At 63.9% G+C, this 18426-nt stretch carries 11 protein-coding genes; 8 read left to right on the top strand and 3 right to left on the bottom strand.

Annotated features, from left to right (window positions below; genetic code table 11):
- Positions 1-119: 119 nt before the first annotated feature.
- Both ACIQUI_RS08220 and ACIQUI_RS08215 read right to left on the bottom strand, forming a co-directional pair.
- Entirely contained in the window at positions 120-851 is a 732-nt protein-coding gene (locus ACIQUI_RS08220) for a class II aldolase/adducin family protein (protein ID WP_403196962.1), read from the bottom strand.
- An 18-nt stretch (positions 852-869) separates the two neighbouring features.
- On the bottom strand, positions 870-1931 hold the full coding sequence (locus ACIQUI_RS08215) for an ABC transporter substrate-binding protein (protein WP_403196960.1): 1062 nt from the start codon (positions 1929-1931) through the stop codon (positions 870-872).
- Between the two features lie 367 nt (positions 1932-2298).
- Here ACIQUI_RS08215 and ACIQUI_RS08210 point away from each other — a divergent pair, with 367 nt between their 5' ends.
- From ACIQUI_RS08210 to ACIQUI_RS08175, 8 genes are all read left to right on the top strand, one after another.
- Positions 2299-3531, top strand: a complete 1233-nt coding sequence (locus ACIQUI_RS08210; protein ID WP_403196957.1) for an acyl-CoA dehydrogenase family protein — start codon at positions 2299-2301, stop codon at positions 3529-3531.
- Positions 3532-3623: 92 nt separating this feature from the next.
- Positions 3624-5399: an ABC transporter ATP-binding protein gene (locus tag ACIQUI_RS08205; RefSeq protein WP_403196954.1), complete on the top strand. Its 1776-nt coding sequence runs from the start codon at positions 3624-3626 to the stop codon at positions 5397-5399.
- Complete coding sequence (locus ACIQUI_RS08200; RefSeq protein ID WP_403196951.1) at positions 5392-7242, top strand: ABC transporter ATP-binding protein; 1851 nt, start codon at positions 5392-5394, stop codon at positions 7240-7242. Before ACIQUI_RS08205 ends, ACIQUI_RS08200 begins: the two co-directional genes overlap by 8 nt.
- 253 nt (positions 7243-7495) lie before the next feature.
- Positions 7496-8647, top strand: a complete 1152-nt coding sequence (locus tag ACIQUI_RS08195; RefSeq protein ID WP_403196948.1) for an LLM class flavin-dependent oxidoreductase — start codon at positions 7496-7498, stop codon at positions 8645-8647.
- Positions 8648-8661: 14 nt separating this feature from the next.
- Positions 8662-9726, top strand: a complete 1065-nt coding sequence (locus tag ACIQUI_RS08190) for an ABC transporter substrate-binding protein (RefSeq protein WP_403196945.1) — start codon at positions 8662-8664, stop codon at positions 9724-9726.
- A complete protein-coding gene (locus ACIQUI_RS08185) occupies positions 9723-10781 on the top strand; it encodes an ABC transporter substrate-binding protein (protein ID WP_016486035.1) in 1059 nt (352 codons plus the stop codon). Before ACIQUI_RS08190 ends, ACIQUI_RS08185 begins: the two co-directional genes overlap by 4 nt.
- Positions 10782-11077: 296 nt before the next feature.
- Entirely contained in the window at positions 11078-13321 is a 2244-nt protein-coding gene (locus tag ACIQUI_RS08180; RefSeq protein WP_403196942.1) for a TonB-dependent receptor, read from the top strand.
- Positions 13322-13461: 140 nt separating this feature from the next.
- Entirely contained in the window at positions 13462-15909 is a 2448-nt protein-coding gene (locus tag ACIQUI_RS08175) for a TonB-dependent receptor plug domain-containing protein (RefSeq protein WP_403196940.1), read from the top strand.
- Positions 15910-15994: 85 nt separating this feature from the next.
- Here the strand turns inward: ACIQUI_RS08175 and ACIQUI_RS08170 are convergent, their stop codons facing one another.
- Entirely contained in the window at positions 15995-18391 is a 2397-nt protein-coding gene (locus tag ACIQUI_RS08170; RefSeq protein WP_403196938.1) for a hypothetical protein, read from the bottom strand.
- Positions 18392-18426: the final 35 nt, after the last annotated feature.

Genomic DNA, 18426 nt, shown 5'->3' with positions numbered 1-18426 from the left:
GGGCTGCTGCGCAGCCCATCGCGACGCAAGGCCGCTCCCACAACGGCCCTGTGTACGCCGCCCCATGTGGGAGCGGCCTTGTGTCGCGATAGGGGCGCATAGCGCCCCCGGCGTTCTGATCAACTACGCCGATCAATGCCTGGAACGAGACCCAGCTCGGTAGCGCGGTCATACAACCCGCTCATCTTCCATTGCTGGGTCAGCACCCCCGGCCCATAAGGCCGCGACCCGCCCAGGGCATCAGCCAGCAACTGGATCTGCGCGCCCTCCTCCAGCAACAGGATGAATTCCGCCGTGGCCCGCAGGCCCTGCTTGCCCCACACCGTGGCGCCGCCATTGGCTTCAAGGATTGCCAGGTTGAACGGGTTCTCGGCAATCTTTTCGAGGATGAAATCCACCTCTGCCTGGCGCCGGTCGATGTACACCGGCAGCTCGCGGGCCAACTGGTAGCGCTGCACCGGCACGTAGTGGAACGGCAAGGTGCGGTGGGTTTGCGCCCATGCGCCCAGGTACGGGCTGTGCACGTGCGACACGGTGGTGACGTCGGGGTGGGCCTGGAACAGCTTGGTGTATCGGCCCAGTCCTCCTTTGCCCTTGCCGACGATGACGTTGCCGGCAAAGTCAGTGACAGTGGCCTGCAACGGCTTGCGGTGGTTCCACGGTCCACCGTAGTTCACCGACACCAGCAGTTCTTCACCGGGCACCCGCTCGATGAAGCCAACCGTGCCGTTGGCGGTAATGGTGTTGGTTTCGCGGAAAACACTGAAAGCCGCTTCGGCTTCGGCAACCACCTGGTCGATGAAAGCCTGCAGTTCGGCTGTGACGGGGCGTTCGTTGGTCAGTACGGTCATGTTCAGTCTCCAGTCAGGTCAGGCGCGGCGCTGGGCCAGCAGTTCATGGGCAGCTTGCAGAGGCCGAGGGTCGACCCAGTCGGCGATGTCGAAATCGGCTTCAAGGAAGCCATGCAGGTAGAGGAAATCCTTTTGCGTGCCGAGCCAGGCCAAGCGTTGCGCGGACAGGTCGGGTGCCAGCGTGGTGTGGAACTCACCGCGGTAGGCCTCGGCTACGCCCTGGCTGCCGGCGCGGGTTTCCTCTTCAAGGATGCGGTTGAGCGCGGCGCGGTTCTCGGCCGCCCACTCGGCGGCACGCAAGGTTTGCGCAAGGAAGCGCGCCACCAGGTCGAAATGGTTGTCGAGCAGGCGCTGGTGCACGGTGATCGGCCGCGGCGTGCCGTTGTTGATGCGGTGGCGCGGGTCAGGCAGCAGGTCAAGGTCGACGCCGACCACCAGGCCCAGCCGGCGTGCTGCATCGGCCGCCGCAGCGCCCTTCACGTACACCGCATCGACGTCACCGCGCGCCAGGTACTCAAGCCCCGACCACAGCCGCTGTAAACCCAGCTGCGGGGTGGCAGCATCGGCCTGGTCCAGCAACGCCACTTCCACCAGTTGCACGTCATCCAGCTGCAAGCCGGCCGAGGCCAGGGCACCTTTGTAGCCATGCAGGCTCATGGCGCGGGCAATGCTGCCGGGGCGGCTGTCGCCCCAGGCCGGCAAGGCCAGGCGCTTGCCACGCAGGTCGGCGGCGCTGCGAATGCCCGAGTCCGGGCGGACCAGGATGGTTTGCCATTCCTCGATCCAGGTCAGGCCGATCAGCCGGCTGGGCGAGCCGGCTGCCCGTGCGGCCAGGGCCGGTACGTTGCCGCCTTCGCGAAACAGCCCGGGCAGTTGGTGATCGTAGTGGTGGTGGCCCAGCTGGCGGGCCTCCTGCAAGGTCGAGACCGGCAGGCCGTCGGCGGCGAATTCCTGCTCCAGCCAGCCGAGCTTGTAGGCGATGCCTGAAGCGGTGGGCACGGGGCAGCGCGTGAACCAGATACGCTCCAGGGCGGACGGGTCGTCTGCCAGGCGTTTTGCGGTGGGGGTTACGAGGGACATGGGGTGGCTCCTTGGGCGTCGTGCAAGCACCATTGCAGTGTGCGTGCCAACCGCTGGAGGCCCTGATTTACCTGGGATTGGCTGTTTTGGAAGAGGGCCGGGTGCTTGGCTGGGAGCAGGATTGCGGGCGGGGTGCTGCCAGATCAGCAGGGTGGCTGCTGCTGGAGCAGCAAGAGGTTGCGCAAGCCACGCAGGATGGGGCCTGAACAGGGGTGGCAAAGATATTGCTCAGGGGCTTGGGACCGCGGTGTGGCCATTCGCGGGCATGCCCGCTCCCACAAGGACCTGCGCAACCCTGGTTCCTGTGGGAGCGGGCGAGCCCGCGAAACAGGCGCACTGGCCCTTTCAGAAAAGACCGAGACCCCACATGAGCGCCATAGAACCCTCCCCCGCCCGCCGCTTGACCAGCGAAACCGAAGCCATCGAAACCGCCCGCCAGGTCGCCGCGCAAATCGCCGAACTGGCCGCCGACCCGCGCAACAACGGCCAGCTCCCCCACCGCCAAGCCGAGCTGTTGTCCAGCAGCGGCCTGACCGCCATCGCGGTACCTGCCCGGTTCGGCGGCCTCGGTGCCTCGGTGCAGACCGTTGTCGAAACCGTGCGCCTGGTGTCTACCGCCGACGGCGGCGTCGGTCAGTTGCTGCAGATTCACAATGTGATGTTGCGCGGCATCTTCACTGGCTACCCGGATGAAGTACGCGACCGGCTGATCGCCGACGTGCTGGCCGGCAAGCGCTTCGGCAATGCCCTGGCCGAAGTCGGCGGCAAGAACAAGTTCGCCCTCAAGACCCGTGTCGAGCGCCGTGCCGATGGCCAGTGGGTGCTCAACGGCAGCAAGTTCTACTCCACCGGCTCGTACCTCGCCGAGTGGATCTCGCTGACCGCCGCCAGCGAGGACGGCGGCGTCGGCGTGCTGCTGCACCGCGACACCCCTGGGCTGACCCTGGTCGATGACTGGCAGGCCTTCGGCCAGCAGAATTCGGTGAGCGGCACGGTCAACTTCGACAACATAGTGCTCGACGAACGCTACCTCACCCGCCGCAGCGGGCCGATGAAACGCACCGGCCTGACCTTCCCGCAGATCCTCCACGCCGCCATCGACACCGGCATCGCCGCAGGCGCATTGCAAGCGGCGGTCGAGTACCTGCGCGAGCATGCCCGGGCCTGGGTGGAAAGCGGTGTCGAGCGCGCCAGTGACGAGCCCCATGTGATTCGCCAGGTCGGCGAATATGCCGTGGCGCTGCGCGGTGCCGAGGCGGTGCTGCGTGAGGCAGCGCGGGTGTTCGACGACCACGAGCGCGACCCGGAGAACAAGGTGCTGCAGGATGAGCTGATCCTGTCGGTGGCCACTGCCCGTGCGCATTCCGATGCGGCATCGCTGAAGATTTCCAGTGACCTGTTCTCGTTGCTGGGGGCCAGCGCTTCGCTGAGCAAGTGGAACCTCGACCGCTTCTGGCGCAATGCCCGGGTGCACACCACCCACGACCCGATCCGCTGGCGGCTGCACAACGTGGGCAACTACTACCTGAACGGGGCTGACCCGGGGGAGTACACGGCGGTGCTCAATGCCAAGGAAAACCAGGGCGCTACCCGCCGTTGACACGGGGTTTGGACGGGGGGCGCTTTGCGCCCCTTTCGCGACACAAGGCCGCTCCTACAAGGGGCGGTGTCGCATTCGGATCGAGCATTTACATGAACCACCCTCTTCTTCGGGCTTTGGCCATCTATCGCGAAATGCCCTGGCGCTTCGCGCTGGTCACAGCCTTGTACATTGCCGGCAACCTCGGCCTCGCCTGGCAGCAGTGGCTGATCGGCCATGCGGTCGATGATGTCAGTGCCGGCCGCGCCGTGCTGCGCCTGGCTGATGGCAGCCTGGACGCCAGCGTGGCCTGGCACTGGTTGTGGCTGCTGCTGGCCATCGCCCTGGGCCGCGGCCTGTTGCAATACGCCGCTGCCGTGCTGTCGCTGGTGCTCAGCCAGGCCCTGCTCACGCGCCTGCGTGAACGCATTCTCAACCAGGTGCAGCGCCTGCACCTGGGCTACCACTGGCACCACGGCATGGGTGAGCTGGTGACCCGCACCACGCGCGATGCCGACAAAGTGCGCGACGCGCTGATCACCTTCTGGCGGCAGATCATCGAAACGCCGCTGGTGGTATTCGCCGCCGTGGGTTTGCTGAGCTGGTACGACCCTCTGCTGGGCCTGGTGCCGTTGCTGCTGACTGGTATCGGGTTGTGGCTGTTCGTGGTCCAGACCGATCGGCTGGTCAGCCTGGACCGGGCCGTGGGCGCGGCCTATGACCAGGTCAGCCAGGACCTGGCCGAAGGCATCGGCGGGGTACGCGTGATCAAGGCGTTCGGCCTGGAAAACCAGCGCATCGCACGGTTCGCCAGCCAGGTCGAGGTGTTTACCGGCCACGCCCGTGCTGCCCTCGCCTACGCCAGCTCGCGCATTCCACTGCCGCAGGCCGTGGTGGCATTGGGGCATGTGTGGATCCTGGTCTACGGCGCCCACCGCGTGGCAGCTGGCGCGCTGGGCATCGGCGAGCTGGTCACCTCGCTGCTGGTGGCGACCACGTTGGTGTTCCGTATCGAAGGCATTGGCCGGGTGATGCAGACCTTCGCCGATGCCCGGGCCAGTGCCGAACGCATCTGGCAACTGCTGGACGAAACCCCGGCCATCCTCTGCGGCCATTCCACCCTGCCTGCCGGGCCGCTGGGGCTGAAGCTGAACCAGGTGCAGGTCAGTGCAGCGGACGCTGGCCGGCCTGTCTTGCAGGGCTGCTCGCTGACCCTGTTACCCGGTGAGGTCGTGGCGCTGGTGGGCGCTACCGGCACCGGCAAGAGCCTGCTGGCCAGCCTGTTGCCACGCCTGAACGAGGTAGAGCACGGCAGCGTGCAGGTTGGCAGCGATGCCAGCGGTTGGTACGACGTCCGCGACCTCGACCTGGCCGAGCTGCGCCGCCGGGTGCAGGTACTGCCGCAGGAGAGCTTCCTGTTCTCCGACAGCCTGGCCGCCAACTTGCGCCTGGCCGCACCGCAGGCCAGCGACGCCCGGTTGCGCGAAGGTTTACGCCTGGCGGCTGCCGAGGATGTGCTGGAACGCCTGCCCCACGGCCTCGACACACCGCTGGGCGACCGCGGCGTGACTTTGTCCGGCGGGCAGCGCCAACGCCTGTGCCTGGCTCGGTCGTTGCTCGGCGCCCCCGACATTCTCTGCCTGGATGACGCCACCAGCGCCCTGGATGCCTTGGGCGAACGCCGGGTCCTGCACAGCCTCCGCCACCTGCACAGCGCAGGCGGCCAGGGCCCGACCTTGCTGCTGATCACCAGCCGCCTGTCCACCCTGCTGCAGGCCGACCGCGTGCTGATGCTGGAAAACGGCCGCATCAGTGCCAGCGGCAGCCATGCCGAACTGTGCGCGAGCAACGCCCATTACCGTGACTTGCTGGGGATCGACCATGACTGATGTGCAGCACACCCCCGCCAGCGATATCGACATCGAGCAACGGCTGGCCCGCCAGGCGCTGGAGCGGGGCATGTTGCACCGCCTGCTGCCGCTCTTGCGGCCTATTCGCGGGCAGATCCTGGCGGTAACAGGCATCGAACTGCTGTTGGTATTCACCGTATTCCTGCGCCCGTGGTTTGTACGCGAACTGCTGGACAAGGGCCTGGTGCCCAGCGCCGACCACTGGCTGCTCGACGAGCGCCTGGTGCTGTGGCTGGGCCTTGGGCTGGCAGCAAGCTGGCTGGCGCGCTTTCTACTGGCCGGGGTATCGCAGTTCCTGGCCGGGCGCGCGGCGATCGGCGTGCTCAACGACCTGCGGGTCAAGGTGTTCGCCCATGTGCAGGCGCTGTCGGTGAGCTACTTCGACCAGACCCGTGCCGGGCGCATCATTTCCCGTGCCGACCGTGATGTGGATGCACTGGAACCGCTGCTGGTACAAGGCCCGCCCGAATTGCTGGGCGCGCTGCTGCGCTGCGGCCTGGCAGCGGTAATGCTGTGGCGCATCGAGCCTGGCTTTTTCTACAGCCTGGCCGCCACGGTCCCCCTGCTGGCCCTGGCCACCTGGCGTTTCAAGCGGGTGTCGCAGCGCAACTGGGCCAAGGTGGCCGAGCAACGCAGCCGCTTCACCGCGCACCTGGTGGAAAGCGTGAGCGGGGTGAGGCTGATCCAGCAATGCGGGCAGGAACAGAGTAACCAGGCTCGCTACCGGCGCCTGCTGGAAGACTTCAACCAGGCGCTGATCCGCGGCAGCCTGCGCGCCGGCTGGTTTGCTCCGTTTACCGCACTGCTGAGCACCGCCGGCATGGCCGTGCTGTTGCTGGTCGGCGCCCATGGCCTGGCCGAGGGCAAGGTCAGTGTGGGCCAGGTAGCCGAGAGCCTGTTCTACGTGTTTCTGTTCCTTGGCCCGTTGCAGGAATTGTCAGACCTGTTTGAACGCTACGCCACCGGCAGTGCCTCGGCCCAGCGCATCTTCCTGTTGCTCGACACCCGTGCGCAGGTACTTGACCCGCCCACACCGCACACCCTGGCCAGGGCGCGAGGCCAGGTAGACTTCGACGCGGTCGGCTTCGCCTATGCGCCAAACAGCCCACGGCCGGTGATCGACGGGCTCGACCTGCATATTCGTGCCGGTGAAGTAGTGGCCATCGTCGGCCCCTCGGGGCATGGCAAAAGCACGCTGGTACAGTTGCTGACGCGCTTCTATGAAGTGCAGCAAGGCGCTGTGAAGCTGGACGGTATCGACCTGCGTGCGCTGGCCCAGCATGACTTGCGGCGCAACGTGGGCGTGGTGCTGCAAGACAACGTGCTGTTCAGCGGCAGCATCCTCGACAACCTGCGCCTGGCCGCGCCCGATGCAGATGATGCGCAATTGGTAGCCGCCGCCCGCGAGCTAGGTGCCGACGAAGTGCTGGAGCGCCTGCCGCAGCGCTATCACACCGAAGTCGGCCCGCTGGGCACCCACTTGAGCCACGGCCAGCGCCAACTGGTGTGCCTGGTGCGGGCCTATTTGGCCGACCCGGCAGTGCTGGTGCTGGACGAAGCCACCTCGGCGGTGGACGTGCATACCGAGCGGCGCATCCAGCGTGCGCTGCGCCGGCTGTGTCAGGGGCGTACGGCGATCATTATTGCGCATCGGCTGGCCACCATTCGCGATGCCGACCGGATTGCCGTGGTGAAGCATGGGCAGGTGGTGGAGCAAGGGGCACATGCCGAGCTGATCAGCCGTGGTGGGGCTTATGCGGCGCTGTACGACGCGTATCTGCGCAGTGCCGGAGAGGTTGTAACCGAGGAAATCGAGGTCTGACTTGCCGGCCTCTTCGCGGGCAAGCCCGCTCCCACAGGTCCGGCGCTGTACCTGTGGGAGCGGGCTCGCCCGCGAAGAGGCCGGGCCTGCTCATGCTGCTACCCCAACATCCACTGCTGCCCGATTGCTGCCACAGCAGCACCCTACCCCAAGCACACCCTGAAAACACCCACACCACCGGCCCTGCGCCAGCCATGGCACAGCCGTTGCACCACCCTCCCCACTCGCACACCCTCCCCCTTCAGGAGCCCCCATGACCACCGAATTCTTCTGGCGCCTGCCCTTGGGCACTGACGGCCCGCAGCTGTCCACCGACCGCCATAACCGCGGCAACCCCGCGCACCGCCCCGGCAACATCGCCCCCGGCCGCCTGCCCGATGGCCAGGCCGACGGTTTCACCTACATCGACTACATCGCCCAGGTGGCCAAGGCCGCCGAACTGGCCGGCTTCGAAGGCGCGCTGCTGCCCACCGGCCCGGAGCCGTGGATCGCCGCCGCTGCGCTGGCCCGCGAAACCCGGCGCATCCGTTTTCTGATCGCGTTCCAGGCCACCTGGACCTTGCCCGCCTACGCCGCCCAGCAGGCTGCCATCCTGCAGAACCTCAGCGGTGGCCGGCTGGACTGGAACATCATCACCGGCGGCAACCCGGCCAGCCAACGGGCCAATGGCGACTTCCTGGAACATGACCTGCGCTATAAGCGCACTGGCGAATTTCTGGATGTGATCGAGGGCCTGTGGACGCAGGACAGGTTCTCCTACGAAGGCGATATCTACCGCCTGGAAAACGGCAGCCTGCCGCCAGGCCTGCAACTCGAACGCAAACCGGGCGTGTACTTCTCCGGTTTTTCCGATGCCGCGCTGGACGTGGCTGCACGGCATGCCGATGTGTACCTGAACTGGGCCGAGCCGATCGACCAGCTCAAGCCGCACATCGAACGCGTGCGCGAGCTGGCCGACAAGCAAGGCCGCACGGTGCGTTTCGGCCTGCGTGTCGACCTGTTCGCCCGCGAAACCGAAGAGCAAGCCTGGCGTGAGCTGCGCCAACAGTTCGATCGCCTGGAAGGCAAGGCCAGCGCCTCGGCCAAGGGCTTCGTCACCGGCTCGGATTCCGTTGGCGGTGCACGCCAGGCGGCCTATCACCAAGGCTTGCAAAGCTTTGACGAGCTGATCCTGGCGCGCAACCTGTGGGCCGGTTTTGCCAAGGCCAAACCCGGCCCCACCGTCGGCCTGGTGGGCAGCCACCAGAACATCGCCGAACGCCTGGCCGAGTACCGCGACGCGGGTTTCAGTACCTTCATTCTCGCCGCCAACCCACACCTGGAAGAAGCCCTGCGCATCGGCCAGGAAGTGCTGCCGCTGGTGCAGCAGGCCGCCATCCCCACCCCTTTGCAAGCCAGTGCCTGACCAGGAGCAAGAACATGAGCCAACCCCTCGATACCCTGTGGTACACCCGCTGTCCGGTGCCCACCGGCCTGGGCATTGCCGTGCAGCAAGGCTGGCTGCAAGACGACCTGGCCAGCCTCGGCACCCAGGTGCAATCGCTACGCGAAGCCGACCAGCAGGCAGTGCGTGAATCGCACTTCGACCACAGCCTGCTCAATTCGGTACGCCACGGCGGCAGCATCCCGGCGATCTGGGCCCGCGCCCAAGGCCGCGACACCCGCGTGATCGGCCTGTCGTGGGCGGATGAGGCGCAGTTGATCCTGACCCGCCCAGACAGCGGCATCCACACCGTACAAGACCTCAAGGGCCGCCGCTTTGGCCTGCCCGACTGGGCCGCGGCACAGATTGACTTCACCCGCGCCCAGGCACTGCGCGGGCTGGAAAACGCCCTCAAGCTCGAAGGGTTGCAGGTCGGCGATGTGGACTTGGTCAACTACCGCTACGACGGCACCTTCAGCGACCGCCCGGTGCGCAACGTGGCCGGCACCCCGGTGTCCAGCACCCAGGGCGAAGGCCGTAACCTGGAGCTGGCCGGCCTGCTGCGCGGCGAGGTCGACGCGATCTTTCTCAAAGGCGCCAGTGCCGTGCAACTGGCCCACGCGTTTGCCCTGCACACAGTGATCGACACCGGCAGCCACCCCGACCCACTCGTTCGCAGCAACAACGGCACACCACGCACCCTGGCGGTTGACAGCCACCTGCTGGCGCAGCACCCGCAGGTGGTGCACACGCTGCTCGGTTCGGTGCTGCGCGCCGAACGCTGGGCCCACCAGCACCCCGACGAAACCCGCCGCTACCTGGCGCGGGAAACCAACAGCAGCGAATACTGGGTGCAAGTGGCCTACGGCGCAGACGCCCACCTGCGCCTGAGCACGCGCCTGGACGAACAGGCCATCGACGCGTTGCAGGACTTTGTCGACTTTCTCAAACGCTGGCGCTTCATCCCGCACCGTTTCGAGGTACGCGACTGGATCACCCGTCAACCACTGGACCAGCTGTTGGCCCCCATTCCCATGGACAGGAAACCCGTAACCCCATGACCAAGCCCCTGGAAACCCTCTGGTACACCCACAGCCCGGTGCCCACCGGCCTCGGCATTGCCGTGCAGTCGGGGCGCCTGGCCGAGGCCTTTACCCCGTTCGGCACCAATATCCAGTCGCTACGCGAGTCCAGCGAACGCGAGGTGCGCGAGGCCCACTACGACCATCACTTGCAGAACTCGGTGCGCCATGGCGGCAACATCCCGGCGATCTGGGCCTACGCCAGCGGCGTCGAAACCCGCGTGCTGGGGCTGTCGTGGAGCGATGAGGTGCAGTTGATCCTCACCACCGAAGAAAGCGGCGTACGCAGCATTCGCGACCTGAAAAACCGCCGCTTCGGCATACCCAAGTGGGCCAACGTGCAGATCGACTTCACCCGCGCCCAGGCCCTGCGCGGGCTGGAGAATGCCCTGAAACTCGAAGGCCTGGCAGTGGCCGATGTGGAGTTGGTCGACTACCCCTACGGCGGCACCTACAGCGACGATGCCAAGCAGCACCTGTACGGCGCCGAAGTCAGCCTGGACACCAGCCGCTTCAGCCGCCGCAACAACGAGCTGATCGGCCTGCTGCGCGGCGACATCGACGCTATCTTCCTCAAGGGCGCGCATGCGGTGCACCTGGCCCACGAGTTCGGCCTGCGCGTGGTGGTCGACACCGGCAGCCACCCGGACCCGCTGATCCGCAGCAACAACGGCACCCCGCGCACGCTGACCGTGGACCGGCACTTGCTGGAGAACCACTTCGATGCCAGCCGCACCCTGGTCGACACCGTGCTGCGCACCGAGCAATGGGCCTGGGCCAATCCCGAGGAAACCCGGCGCTTTCTGGCGCGTGAGCTGAACACCAGCGAGTACTGGGTGGCGGCGGCCTATGGCGACGATGCACACCGGCGCTTGCGCACGACGCTGGATAGCCGCTCGATCGAGGCGCTGCAGGACTTTACCGAGTTCCTGTTCAGGTGGGGGTTCATACCGCGGCGTTTTGATGTGCGCGAGTGGATAGATTTTCGCGTGCTGGAGAGTGTGATCGGCTCGACTTCGCGGTTAGCCGTTTGAGATTTTTGGGGCCGCTTTGCGGCCCATCGCGACGCAAGGCCGCTCCTACATTTGATCGGCGTATGCAGGACCTCTGTAGGAGCGGCCTTGTGTCGCGATGGGCTGCGCAGCAGCCCCAAAATTCTCAGCCTGGCCGCTGCTGCCCCAGCAGCACCCGCCCAGCACCCCACTGCTGCCCAATCTGCAACTTCGTCAAAAAATACAAATAATATTGTTATATATCAATAGTTTACCAACATGGCACAGTCCCTGCTCTAGCTCTCCCCAACACTGCTTTACATACGGGGAGATCCACCATGCACCAGCTCAATCCACTCGCCCGCCAGGTCAGCCTCGCGCTGCTGCTGGCCGGCACCGGCCACCAGGCCATCGCCGCCAACGAAGACAACAAGAACGAACCGGCCCTGGAAACCGTCACCGTCACCGCCCAGCACCGCGAGCAAACCTTGCAGGAAGTACCGGTAGCCGTATCGGCCATCAAAGGCACCAGCATCACCGCCGATGGTGTGCGCTCGATGGGCGATATCACCACCTTCGTGCCCAACGCCTCGGCCAAGAACCCCGACGGCGACGGTCGCCCGCGTTGGTACATCCGCGGTCTGGGCACCGGTGACACCGGCGCGGCAACGGTATTCCCGGTAGGCATCTATGCGGACGACGTCTACCTCAACGCCCCTGTCGCCGGTGGCGGGCCGCTGTTCGACCTGGAGCGCATCGAAATCCTGCGTGGGCCGCAAGGCACCCTGTATGGCAAGAACACCACGGCCGGCGCAGTGAACGTGATCTCGAAGAAGCCAACCTTCGACACCGACGGCTACGGCACCGTCGGTTTTGGCAGCAAGAACGAGCGCATCGTCACCGGCGCCATCGGCGGCGCGCTGGTCGATGAAAAGCTGGCCGGGCGAGTCGCGTTGTATTCCGAGGAGCGTGACGGCTTCCAGAACAATGATTTCGACGGCAACACCTATGGCGATGTGAACAAGAAAGCCATCCGCCTGCAGTTCCTGGCCCAGCTCAACCCCGACCTGGACGCCCTGCTCAAACTGCACAGCCGCCAGTTCAAGGGCGACGGCAGCAATGGATCGCTCCCAGTGGGCCGCTACTACAACGTGGGCTACGAACGCCCGCATGGCCGTGACATCTCGCTGAACGTCAACGAGGACTATCGCCTGGACCACGACGGCGCCTCGCTGACCTTCAACTGGTACCTGGGCGACTACACGCTGACTTCGATCAGCGCCTACGACTACATCCGCAACACGTCCACCAGCGACGCCGACTACACCCCCTACGAGGTCAACGGCGCGTCGATCACCGACAACAGCTACCGCCAGTGGTCGCAAGAGCTGCGCCTGGCCTCGCCGGAAGACCGCCCGCTGCACTGGCTGGCGGGTGCGCATTACTTCCATGAAGAACTGGACAGCTCGGCACAACGCATCGTCACCCCCGGGCCGACGCCAAACGGCAGCGGCTCGAACCAGGTGGGTACCACGGCGTTCCGCGATATGGGCTACGACCACCGTACCGACAGCTACGCGCTGTTCGGCAACCTGACCTATGACTTCACCGATGCCTTCAGCGTCACCGGGGGCCTGCGCTGGACCCAGGAGAAAAAGGACATCGACCTGGACCTGGTGCAACTGACCCGCGCCACTGCCACTGGCCCGCTGATTCCGCTGGGTGGCGTGGGCACCAACGGCAACCGCCAGGAAGACAAGACCTGGGAAGCATGGACTTATGACCTGACGCCCGAGTACCGCATCAACGACAACCTGCGGGTGTTCTTCCGCTACGCCCACGGCTTCCGCTCGGGCGGCTTCAACACTGGGCTGTCGACCAGCCTGGCGCAGCTGACCACGGTCGACCCGGAAGAGCTGGATGCCTACGAGCTGGGGCTGAAGTCGGAGTGGTTCGACCGCCGCCTCACCGTCAACGCCAACCTTTTCTACTACGACTACTCCGACATCCAGGTAAACCTGTTGACGGTGAACAACGGCGTGCTCACTACCGCGCTGACCAACGGCGCCAAGGGCAAGGTCAAGGGCGCGGAGCTGGAGATCGAAGGCCAGCCGACCGATCGCCTGCACCTGCGCGCAGCGGTGTCGTTCCTGGACACCGAGTACACCGACTTCAAGAACACCAACCCCACCACCGGCGCGGTGACCGGTGACTACAGCGGCAACAGCTTCGTGCGTTCGCCACGTAACGTGGTGTCGCTGGGTGCCGACTACACCATCCCGCTGGAAGTGGGCGGCAAGCTGGTGGCAGGGGGCGACGTGAGTTTCCGTGACAAGGAGTACTTCCTGGCCGACCGCCAGAGCAGCGCCGACGCCACCCTCAGCCAGCCTCACTACACCCTGGCCAACGCCCGCCTGAGCTGGTTCAGCCACGACGACAAGCTGAGCGTGACCGGCTTCGTCAATAACCTTACCGACCGCCGCTACCAGGTGCATGGCCGGCCCAACGGCACCGCTGGGCAGTATGTGATCACCTACGGCGACCCGCGCACCGTCGGGCTCAGCGTTACCAGCCGGTTCTGAGCTGCCCTTCAGGGCCTCATCGCCGGCAAGCCAGCTCCCACAGGTACAGCACAAGGCGTGAAACGTGTGGGGACCTGTGGGAGCTGGCTTGCCGGCGATGAGGCCTGAACTGCCAATACATTCTTCAGCAGGAACATACCATGCCCCACCACTCCCCCTTGGCCAGCGCCATCGCCCTGGCCATCGCCGGCCTCGCCGTGCCCGCCTTCGCCGCCGAACCCAACGACCGCCTGGACACGGTGGTCGTAGTCGGCACCCACCGCAGCGACGTCACCGCCTTGCAAAGCGCCGCCCCGGTCGACGTCCTGAGCGGTGAAAAACTTCAGGAAACCGGCGCCAGCGACCTGTCCGCCGCACTCACCGCGCTGTCGCCCTCGTTCAGCTTCCCGCAGTCACCGCAAGGCGCCTTCGCCGGTTCCATTGCCCAGGGCGCTTCGCTGCGCGGCCTGGCCTCTGACCAGGTGCTGGTGCTGGTCAACGGTAAGCGTCGCCACACCAGTGCCAACGTCACCCGCCAGGGCCTGGTCAACGCCCGCGGTGCGGCAGCCGTGGACCTCAGCCTGATCCCGCTGTCGGCCATCGAGCGCGTTGAAATCCTGCGCGACGGCGCCGCCGCCCAGTACGGCTCGGACGCCATCGCCGGGGTGATCAACATCGTGCTCAAGGAACGTGACGACGGCGGTAACGCCGGCTACCGCTTCGGCGGCTACAAGAAAGGCGACGGCCTGCAACGCAAGCTCAGTGGCTGGAAAGGCTTTGCCCTGCCCAACGACGGCTTCCTGACCCTGGCCTTCGACGCCGGCAGCCAGGACCCGGCCAGCGACACCCGCGACGACAACCGCATTTTCTACCCCGGTTCCACCAGCATCGACACCGCGCGCGAGCAAAACAACCGATACCGCAACTGGCGCTGGGGTTCGGGCAATGTCTCGGACCAGTACAACTTCACCGCCAACGCCGAAATGGGTTTGGGTGAAGGGCTGAGTGCCTACGGCTTTGCCACCTACGCGCACAAGAACACCGATGCCGAGAACTTCTTCGACCCACCCACCACCCTGCGCAACAACTACGGCAGCGTAGCCCTGGCGCGCTACCCGGACGGCCGCTTGCCGGTCACCCGCTACGGGCTGGAAGACTTTGCCGTTACCGGCGGCCTGCGCTTCGAAGACGAAACCCTTGGCAACTTTGATCTGGCATTGAACTACGGTGACAACCGCGTCGACTCAACCGACCACGATGCCATCAACCCGAGCTGGGGCACCGCCAGCCCCTCGACCATCTACACCGGCCGCCGCGAAGCCGACCAGACCAACCTGACCTTGGACTGGACCCGCGACTTTGCCAATGACTGGTTGGTCAAGCCGCTGACCGTTTCCGCCGGGCTGGCCTGGCGCCAGGAAAACTACGACCTCAGCGAGGGTGACGCCGCCGGCTGGTCCAACGGCCCCCTGTTCAACACGATCGACCCCATTACCGGGCGGCGTATCCCTGGCTACTACTCGGGCATCACCCAGGTCGATGCCGTGTCACTGGACCGCCGCGTGATCGGTGCCTACTTCGATGTCGAAGCCCAACTGACCGATAAATTCCAGGCAGGCGTGGCTGTGCGTAGCGAGCATTATTCGGACTTTGGCGACACTACCAACGGCAAGCTGTCACTGCGTTACGACTTCACCCCGCAGATCGCCGCCCGGGCCAGCGCCAGCACCGGCTATCGGGCGCCATCGCTGGTGCAGAGCGGGCTGTCGTCGTTCAGCGTGCAGGTGGTGGAACAGCCGCCGGGCAGTGGCAACTGGGTCGAGGTGCAGCAACGCACCCTGCGCGCCGACAGCCCGGAAGCGGCGTTGCTTGGCGGCAAGGCACTGAAGCCTGAAGAATCGACCAACTTCTCGGTAGGCCTGGTGTGGCGACCACTGCCCAATGCCTCGGTCACCCTCGATGCCTACCGCATCGACATCGACAACCGCATCACCCTGTCCGACCAGCTGCCGGCTGCGGTGGTGGGCCCGATCTTCGCCGGCACGCCCTACGCCAATATCCAGAGCGCGGCGTTCTACACCAACATTGCCGACACCCGCACCGACGGTTTCGAACTGGCCGGCCATTACCAACTGGACGTGGGCCGCTGGGGCCGTGTTGACTTCAACGGCGGTTACGCGCGCAACAACACCCGCATTACCGGGCTGGACGATGTGGGCAGCATCCCCGGCAACCAGATCATCGGCCGCAACACCCAGGGGCTGATCGAGGATGGCACGCCCGAGGACAAGCTCACCCTCAGCGCCAACTGGCTGTATGACGGCTGGAGCGTCACCGTGGCCCAGCGCCGTTATGGCGAATGGAAGAACCGCAACGCCGCCAACCCCACGCTGGACCAGACCTTCAGCCCGCAGTGGGTAACCGACCTGGACGTGTCGTACCGCTTCGACCTGGGCCTGAGTTTGTCGGCGGGCGCGATCAACCTGTTCGACAGCCACCCGGACAAAGCGAAGGGAGCGCAGTTGTATGGCGTGCCGAAGTACTCCATTACCAGCCCGGAGGGGGCTCAGGGGGCGTTCTACTACACCAGTGTGAGTTACGATTTCTGATCTGACATGCAAGGAAGCCCTTCGCGGTGAAGGCCTGCAAAAAACAACGCCTTTGCCGCGAAGATCATCATGACAGCAGCTCAGCCTACCAGGTCGTAATGTGCCGGTGTTCGGCGAGTGGCAGGGCCAGTATGATGTAGCCTTCGAAAATACCGAAGTCACCACTATCATAAGTTGAGCTGATCAATGCAAAGTGGTCCTTACCATCCCCACCCGGGATATAGGTGCCCGCCACGACATCACCAGGGCCGTGGAGCACTTTCCAGTCGATGTCCTCCCGGGCTACAACTCTCCCGTTGACCCTTGCCTCCAGTTCAACTTTTGTAAGTTCCGAATCAACTTCGGCACTGACAACCATGGGCACTTTCAGCCCCATCTCGGTGACAAGCACACACTTGCAGGTTTGGTCGCTTGCAGGGTCCTTCACCTGAATTTCCTCAACGGTAAAGGCAGCTGTGCCAGGGTCAGCAGGACTGGTGACCGTCACAGATTGCCCCTTCCCGACGGATTCGCCTTGATATTGCCATTCCAACGCAAGGGGGTTGCCGAGTGCCCCGGCGTTGAAACTGACCTGGGTGTTGGGCGGAGCAACCACGATTGATGGGTTGGCATGGAGTGGCTCGGTTACCACTGTGATCATGGCACTACTGTGAATCGCCCGGTTGGTCTTGCTCGTTGCCGTCAACAACACCTGGGCGAACGACTTCGTCATGTCGCTGGCAGCCGGGGCGGTAAATACACCGTTGGTATCAATGGATAGCCGAACATCCTCCGCGATACCGGATATTGCCTCAGCGGACCACTCCACGTTGCCTGAGGCAGGTACGGTCACGAATGGCTGCACTGCAGCTGCATGCACGGTTTTCTCCAGCGGGCTGATTGTGAAAGTGGTGGCGGCCGGGTTGACCTGCCCGAAAGAGACAGTGTCGACCAGGTGGTGCAGGTCTGTGCCTTTGATGACGTTATCGAAGCTAAGCCTCAGGATATCGCTGGTGACCGCCTCCAAGGTGGGTAATACACTTAAATTTTCAACCAACTTCGAACGTATAACATTTTTCAAAACCCCGATAAACGGGCTGGCAGCACCAACCCAGAGCTGTGTCACAGCAACAGCGAGCAACGCAAAAAAAGCCAAAAGAATCAATAACATCCATGCACTTCCACCGTCATTTTGAAAAAGGTTAGCTGGTGGAGTTGTTGGGCGAAATACTGGGCGAAATGGCACAATCTCGTTGAACAAGGAGCGCTCCTCATCGAGAGTGAGCTCATCATCCTGCCCAGGTCTGTAATAAGGCAGAAACTCATATTCAAAATCACCATCGGCCGGTTCCATGAACTTGTCCATATCAAGCCCTAACTCCGCCATCATGTCCTTCAGCTCGCCAGTTTCATCTTCAAAATCCATAAGTTGAACGGTTGTGTTACCCAATAGCCGCAAGTGAGTGATGACATGATCTTTACCTGCTTCTACCGTCACCCTGTCTCGCATATCAATAACGGTATTGGATATCCGCAAGTGGGCCGTGATGTTATACACTTTAGCTCCGATCGGAAGCGCATAACTCCTTTTTACAACCTGTTCTTGAAGGCGAACAAACCCTTTGCGACAAGCGCATTGCAACCTACCATTCGCGCCCACCACAGTGTCTAACTCAACATCCTCAATCACGCTGCTTAATGAATTAACCGCTGCTGGAATATTCAAGGATCTGGGATTAAACAAAGCGGCAGCCGAGTAGTCCCGGTCATTGGGAATCAGATACTTGTAGCTCGTACCAGGGAACAAACCGTGTGGCCAGCCCACCAGACGTACCAGCACCGCTACCCCCCCTTCTTCATCCTCGCCACTTCTATTTCTTGCCTGCGTGCGCAGTTGGAATGCCGTTGGCCGATACATGACGACAGCGTCCCCCCCAAACTGGCCAATCGGAAATTGACGCTGTTCAGGCGTCATCGCGGAAAACGTCTGCCTGAAAAATTCTGTCAACAAGCGATCATCCCCCTTATAATCGGAAAGGGAAAATTTCTCGCTGTTGCTGAGATCGAGTTTTATAACTTTACTTTCATCTATCGTGCCGCCGGCTTGCGTCAAGTCAATATCCAAACTTAATGTAGCGTCTTGCAAGGGGTGCATCACATGCAGCTCACGCACGTGCCAACCACCGTTTTCGTTCGCAAGCGACCAAACACTCGCCTCCACAATTCCCATTTGCAGGTGCGCTCTGTCGGAGGCGAGATCGGCGTCAAACATCAACCGCGGTGAGACCAGGCTGCACTCAGACAACGCAAAGCGGCGGTCTGCCCCATTACTGATGAATCCACTGATGGGTGGTAGCTTTTCGGCTGTCTTGGTGCGCCTGATCGACTCTTGCTTCAACACTGCGTTGATTTTGCCGCCGTCGATAAACAGGATCGCGCCCCATCCCAACATGCGTGTTCCATCACCTAACCATTTGACCAGTTCTGCAGTTGAGTAATCCATGATCATCTCCTGGTGCGTTGTGCGAGCCTGACGGC

It is taken from the genome of Pseudomonas sp. NPDC090592, from assembly GCF_044769185.1.
GTDB lineage: Bacteria > Pseudomonadota > Gammaproteobacteria > Pseudomonadales > Pseudomonadaceae > Aquipseudomonas.
This window is presented reverse-complemented; position numbering and strand designations above follow the sequence as displayed.

What these genes read in the sequence shown, in the direction of transcription:
- ACIQUI_RS08220 (WP_403196962.1), bottom strand. Translation starts at nt 851, where the DNA reads ATGACCGTACTGACCAACGAACGCCCCGTCACAGCCGAACTGCAGGCT.
- ACIQUI_RS08215 (WP_403196960.1), bottom strand. Translation starts at nt 1,931, where the DNA reads ATGTCCCTCGTAACCCCCACCGCAAAACGCCTGGCAGACGACCCGTCC.
- ACIQUI_RS08210 (WP_403196957.1), top strand. Translation starts at nt 2,299, where the DNA reads ATGAGCGCCATAGAACCCTCCCCCGCCCGCCGCTTGACCAGCGAAACC.
- ACIQUI_RS08205 (WP_403196954.1), top strand. Translation starts at nt 3,624, where the DNA reads ATGAACCACCCTCTTCTTCGGGCTTTGGCCATCTATCGCGAAATGCCC.
- ACIQUI_RS08200 (WP_403196951.1), top strand. Translation starts at nt 5,392, where the DNA reads ATGACTGATGTGCAGCACACCCCCGCCAGCGATATCGACATCGAGCAA.
- ACIQUI_RS08195 (WP_403196948.1), top strand. Translation starts at nt 7,496, where the DNA reads ATGACCACCGAATTCTTCTGGCGCCTGCCCTTGGGCACTGACGGCCCG.
- ACIQUI_RS08190 (WP_403196945.1), top strand. Translation starts at nt 8,662, where the DNA reads ATGAGCCAACCCCTCGATACCCTGTGGTACACCCGCTGTCCGGTGCCC.
- ACIQUI_RS08185 (WP_016486035.1), top strand. Translation starts at nt 9,723, where the DNA reads ATGACCAAGCCCCTGGAAACCCTCTGGTACACCCACAGCCCGGTGCCC.
- ACIQUI_RS08180 (WP_403196942.1), top strand. Translation starts at nt 11,078, where the DNA reads ATGCACCAGCTCAATCCACTCGCCCGCCAGGTCAGCCTCGCGCTGCTG.
- ACIQUI_RS08175 (WP_403196940.1), top strand. Translation starts at nt 13,462, where the DNA reads ATGCCCCACCACTCCCCCTTGGCCAGCGCCATCGCCCTGGCCATCGCC.
- ACIQUI_RS08170 (WP_403196938.1), bottom strand. Translation starts at nt 18,391, where the DNA reads ATGGATTACTCAACTGCAGAACTGGTCAAATGGTTAGGTGATGGAACA.